This is a genomic window from Ruegeria sp. E1 (genome assembly GCF_056534225.1).
The window spans coordinates 1-4,438 of the sequence record NZ_JBQFPE010000032.1; the positions used below are offsets into that span (position 1 = coordinate 1).

General features: G+C 62.6%; 3 protein-coding genes. All 3 read right to left on the reverse strand.

What is annotated here, in order from left to right:
* The coding region (gene gcvP / locus ACR0FG_RS20735; protein WP_480895246.1) for an aminomethyl-transferring glycine dehydrogenase at nucleotides 1–2,849 on the reverse strand (2,849 nt) is incomplete at its 3' end.
* A gap of 111 nt (nucleotides 2,850–2,960) precedes the next feature.
* Nucleotides 2,961–3,326, reverse strand: a complete 366-nt coding sequence (gene gcvH / locus ACR0FG_RS20740; RefSeq protein WP_170798346.1) for a glycine cleavage system protein GcvH — start codon at nucleotides 3,324–3,326, stop codon at nucleotides 2,961–2,963.
* 17 nt (nucleotides 3,327–3,343) lie between these two features.
* Nucleotides 3,344–4,438: glycine cleavage system aminomethyltransferase GcvT (gcvT, locus tag ACR0FG_RS20745; RefSeq protein WP_480895248.1), on the reverse strand; the 1,095-nt coding region annotated here is incomplete at its 5' end.

The window sequence follows — 4,438 nt, forward strand, 5'->3', positions numbered from 1 at the left end:
GCGGCGTCTTCGTATTCTGACATGGGTGGGCATGTGCAGATGAGGTTTCGGTCTCCGTATGCGTTGTCGACGCGGTTGACGGGGGACCAGTATTTGTCGACGCCCATCGAGCCCGGAGGGAAGCAGGCCTGTTCGCGGCTGTAGGGCCGGTCCCAGTCGCCGACGAGATCGCGCACCGTGTGGGGGGCGTTTTTCAGCGGGTTGTTTTCCGCGTCGATCTTGCCGTCGATGATATCCTGCGCCTCGGCCCGGATGGACAGCATGGCCTCGCAAAAGCGGTCGAGCTCGTCCTTGGGTTCGGACTCGGTGGGTTCGACCATCAGGGTGCCGGCCACCGGCCAGCTCATCGTCGGGGCGTGGAAACCGCTGTCCACCAGCCGCTTGGCGACATCGTCCACGGTCACATGCGCCTCGGCGTCCAACGGGCGGGTGTCGAGGATGCATTCATGCGCCACACGGCCTGTTTCCGAGGTATAGAGGATCGGATAGGCCTCGCTCAGACGTGCGGCGATGTAGTTGGCGTTCAGGATCGCCACCTTGGTCGCCTGCGTCAGACCCGCGCCCCCCATCAGCAGCACATAGGCCCAGCTGACCGGCAGGATCGAGGGCGAGCCAAAGGGTGCTGCCGAGACCGGACCCACGGCGGTGCCGTATTCCGGGTGGCCAGGCAGGTGCTCTTCAAGGTGTGCCTTGACGCCGATCGGGCCCATGCCGGGGCCGCCACCGCCATGCGGGATGCAGAAGGTCTTGTGCAGGTTCAGGTGGCTGACATCGCCGCCGATGTCTCCCGGACGCGACAGGCCCACCATGGCGTTCATGTTGGCGCCGTCGATATAGACCTGACCGCCGTGATCATGGGTGATCTGGCAGACCTCCTGCACGGTGGTCTCAAAGACACCATGGGTCGAAGGATAGGTGATCATGCAACCGGCCAGATGGTCCGAGTGCTTTTCCGCCTTGGCGCGGAAATCGTTCAGATCGATATTGCCGTTCTCATCCGATTGCACCGGCACCACCTGCCAGCCCACCATCTGGGCCGAGGCCGGGTTGGTGCCGTGCGCCGAGGTCGGGATCAGGCAGACATTGCGGTGCCCTTCGCCGCGCGCGAAGTGATAGTTGCGGATGGTCAGCAGGCCTGCGTATTCGCCCTGCGCGCCCGAGTTGGGCTGCTGGGAGATCGCGTCATAGCCGGTGATCTGGCACAGCTTGTCGTTCAGATCGGCAATCATCTCGTGATAGCCCTGCGCCTGATCTTCGGGGCAGAACGGGTGCAGGTTGCCGAACTCGGGCCAGGTGACCGGGATCATCTCGATCGTGGCGTTCAGCTTCATGGTGCAGGACCCCAGCGGGATCATCGCCCGGTCCAGCGCCAGATCGCGGTCGGCCAGACGGCGCATATAGCGGGTCATTTCGGCCTCGGCCCGGTTCTTGTGGAAGATCTCGTGGGTCAGATAGGGCGTCTCGCGCAGGGCGTAATCCGGCAGGCGGTAGGCCACGTTCGAACTGTCGTCTTCCTTGTCGATGCCGAAGGCGCCCCAGACGGCCTCGATGGTCTCGGGCCGGGTCTGTTCGTCGAGGCTGATGCCCACGCGCGTGTCGCCCACCTTGCGCAGGTTGACGCCACGGGCGACAGCGGCCTCCATGACCGTTTTCTGCAGATGACCAACCTCAACCGTGATGGTGTCGAAGAAGACCTCTGGCTCGACCGAGAATCCGGCCTCTTCCAGACCGGCGGCCATGCGCGAGGTCTTGCGGTGCACCGATTGCGCAATGGCCTTGATGCCGTCGGGGCCATGGTACACGGCATACATCGAGGCAATGACGGCCAGCAGCGCCTGCGCGGTGCAGACGTTTGAATTCGCTTTCTCGCGGCGGATATGCTGCTCGCGGGTTTGCAGGGCGAGGCGGTAGGCTTTGTTGCCCCGACTGTCGATGCTGACACCGATGATCCGGCCCGGCATCGCGCGTTTCAGCTTGTCGGTGGTCGCCATGTAAGCCGCGTGCGGGCCACCATAGCCCATCGGCACGCCAAAGCGCTGGGTCGAGCCGATGGCGATATCCGCGCCCATCTCGCCGGGGGATTTCAGCAGCGCCAGCGACAGGATGTCAGCAGCGACGATGGCGATGGCTTTGTGCTCATGCAGGGCGGCAATTTCCTTGGTGAAGTCGCGCACGTGCCCGTGCGTGCCGGGGTACTGGAAAATCGCGCCAAAGACCGCACCTGCGTCGAGGCTGTCCGGGTCGGCCACCTGTACGTCGATGCCCAGAGGCTCGGCGCGGGTTTTGATCACCGCGATGGTTTGCGGGTGGCAATTCTTGTCCACAAAGAACGCCGCGTTGTTGGCCTTGGACCGCCCGCCGCGCTTGGCCATCGCCATCGCCTCGGCGGCTGCGGTGGCTTCGTCGAGCAGCGAGGCGTTGGCGACGTCCAGCCCGGTCAGGTCGCTGACCATGGTCTGGAAGTTCAACAGCGCCTCAAGCCGGCCCTGACTGATCTCGGGCTGATAAGGTGTGTAGGCGGTGTACCAGGCCGGGTTTTCCAGGATGTTGCGCAGGATTGGCGCGGGCGTGGTGGTGCCATAATACCCCTGCCCGATCAGCGAGGTCAGGACCGTGTTCTTGCTCGCCACCTCTTTCATGTAAAAGAGCGCATCGCGTTCGGTCATCGCCGGACCCCAGTCCAGCGGTTCCTTCTGGCGGATCGCAGGTGGGACGGTGGCATCGATCAGCTGGTCCAGCGTCTTGAAGCCAATCACCTTGAGCATATCGCGCATCTCGGTCGGGCTGGGCCCGATATGGCGGCGGTTGGCGAAGTCATAGGCTTCGTAATCGGTCAGTTTGAAGGCCATCGTTGCGCTCCTCAAGGATAGGTCAGGTCCGGCGGAGACGGCAGGAGCCTCCGGCGGAAGTATTTGGAAAAAGATGAAGGGGCGGGTCCGCGCAAGGGCCCGCCGCTTGAATTAACCGATGAAGGCCTTGTAGCCGGCCTCATCCATCAGATCTTCGAGCTGCGATGCATCCGCGATCTTGATCTTGTAGATCCAGGCCTCGCCCTCGGGGTCTTCGTTCAGCGCGCCGGGATTGTCGGCCAGTGCCTCGTTCACTTCCGTAATCTCGCCATCGACCGGGGCATAGAGCTCGGACGCCGCCTTGACGGATTCGATCACGCCGATCTCGCCGTCTTTCTCGAATTCGTCGCCGACCTCTTGCTGCTCGACGAAGACCACATCGCCCAGCTGCTCGGCGGCATGTTTGGTAATGCCCAGCGTGGCGGTGTCACCCTCAACGCTCAGCCATTCGTGCTCTTCGGAATAATAGGTTGCCATGTCTCTCTCTCCTGACTTCAACGCTTGTAATTCTGGGTGACAAAGGGCAGCGCCACAATCTGCGCCGGTTGCGGCTTGCCCCGGATGATCAGGTTCACCACCTCGCCCGGTGTGCCATGGCCTTTGCTCACATAGCCCATCGCCACCGGTCCGCCGACCGTGGGGCCAAACCCGCCAGAGGTGATTTCTCCAATGGTGTTGCCCTCGGCGCATTGGATTTCCACGCCCTGACGCGCAGGCGCGCGGCCCTCGGGCTTGATCCCCACCAGCTTGCGCGCAGGCCCCTCGGCCAGTTCCTTTTGGATGCGGTCCGCGCCGGGAAATCCGCCCTCTTCCTTGCGGCGCTTCTGAATGGCCCAAGCCAGCGAGGCCTCAATCGGCGAGGTGCTCTGGTCGATGTCATTGCCATAGAGGCACAGCCCTGCCTCAAGCCGCAGGCTGTCGCGCGCGCCCAGACCGGCCGCTTCGCAATCCTCATGGGCCAGAAATGCCCGTGTGATCTCGATGGCTTTGTCGTCGGGGATCGAGATTTCGTACCCGTCCTCGCCCGTGTACCCCAGACGCGAGATGCGACATTCCACGCCCAGGATATCCGCCACCGTGGTTTCCATGAATTTCAGGTCGCGGGCCGCGGGGCACAATTCACCGACCACGTTTTCCGCTGCGGGGCCTTGCACCGCCACCAGCGCGCGGTCGAATATCTCGATCACCTCGACGCCTTCAAGGTTGGCTTTCATATGCGGAATGTCCTGATGCCGCAGCGCCGCGTTCACCACCACAAAATAATGATCCCCCGCATTCGACACGATCAGATCATCCATGATCCCACCGTCTTCGTTCGTAAAGAACCCGTACCGCGCCTTGCCCTCTTTCAGCGTCGCATAGGCCTGCGGGCACAAAGCCTCAAGCTTCCCACCCACATTCTCGCCCCGAAGGATCACCTGACCCATATGGCTCACATCAAACACCGCCGCCTTCTCACGGCACTGCTTGTGCTCTCCCATAATCCCCAAAGAATACTGAACCGGCATCTCCCAACCAGCAAAATCAACCAGCTTACCGCCGAGCTCAACGTGAAGATCATACAAAGGCGTGCGTTTGGCGTCAGTCAT

Bases quoted from the DNA above. Each gene is read 5' to 3' on its own strand.
- gcvH (WP_170798346.1), bottom strand. From the start codon at position 3,326: ATGGCAACCTATTATTCCGAAGAGCACGAATGGCTGAGCGTTGAGGGT.